The 1,248-nt window shown below is 61.7% G+C and carries 1 protein-coding gene; it reads left to right on the top strand.

Annotated elements, in window-relative coordinates; all coding sequences use genetic code 11:
• Positions 1 to 57: 57 nt before the first annotated feature.
• Positions 58 to 1,248, top strand: a 1,191-nt coding sequence (locus MXD60_RS26220; RefSeq protein ID WP_308222617.1) for an amino acid adenylation domain-containing protein, incomplete at its 3' end; no start/stop codon positions are given.

The raw sequence follows: 1,248 nt of genomic DNA, 5'->3' as shown, positions 1-1,248 counted from the left end.
AACGACACGTCGCGTGGTTCGTCTTCGGGGTTGTTGCCTGATCTTTTTTGGGATCGGGTGGGGTGTTCTTCGGGTGCGGTGGCGGTGCGGGATGTGGTGGGGGAGTTGTCGTATGGGGAGTTGGGTTCTCGTGCGAGTCGGTTGGCTCATGTGTTGGTGGGTCGGGGGGTGGGGCCTGAGTCGTTGGTGGCGGTGGCGTTGCCTCGTTCGGCTGGGGCGTTGGTGGCGATGCTGGGTGTGTTGATGGCTGGTGCTGCGTATGTGCCGTTGGATCCTGGTCTGCCGGGGGATCGGGTGGCGTTTGTGTGTCGGGATGCGGCGGTGGAGTTGGTGGTGACGAGTCGGGAGGCTTGTGGGTTGTTCGTGGGGGTTGGGGTGGAGGTTCTGGTTCTTGATGACGAGGTGACGGTGGAGGCGTGTGCGGGGTGTCCGGACTCGCCTCCGGTGGTGTCGTTGTCTCCGTCGCATCCAGCGTATGTCATTTATACGTCGGGTTCGACGGGGGTTCCGAAGGGTGTGGTGGTGGAGCACGGGTCGTTGGCTGATTATGTGGTGCGTTGTGTGGCGGTTTATCCGGGGTTGTCCGGTCGGTCGCTGTGGCATTCTCCGATATCGTTTGATCTGGGTATCACGTCGCTTTATGGGACTTTGCTGGCGGGTGGTGTTTTGTGTGTCGGGGATCTGGATGAGGGTGTGGCGGAGCTGGGGGGTCTGACGTTTCTCAAGGTGACTCCGAGTCATTTGCCGGTGTTGGCGGCGCTGCCGGATGGCTGTGTTCCGGTGGGGCAGTTGATGGTGGGTGGTGAGGCGTTGTTCGGGGAGCAGTTGGTTGAGTTGCGTCGTCGGCATCCGGGGTTGGAGGTGATTAATCATTATGGGCCGACTGAGACGACTGTGGGTTGTGTGGATTACTGGCTTGGGTCGGGTGGTGAGGTGTCGTCTGGTCCGGTGCCGGTGGGTCGGCCGATGTGGAATACGGCGGTGTATGTGCTGGATGGGCGGTTGGGGTTGGTGCCGCCGGGTGTGGTGGGTGAGTTGTATGTGTCGGGGTCGGGGGTTGCTCGTGGCTATGTGAATCGGGTGGGGTTGACGGCGGCGTGTTTTGTGGCTGATCCGTTTGTGGTGGGTGGTGGGCGGATGTATCGGACGGGGGATCGGGTTCGTTGGGCGTCGGGTGGGGTGTTGGAGTTTGTGGGCCGTGTCGATGATCAGGTGAAGGTGCGGGGCTTCCGAATCGAACCAGGTGAG

The organism is Frankia sp. AgB32 (assembly GCF_023243045.1).
GTDB lineage: Bacteria > Actinomycetota > Actinomycetes > Frankiales > Frankiaceae > Frankia.
This window is presented reverse-complemented; position numbering and strand designations above follow the sequence as displayed.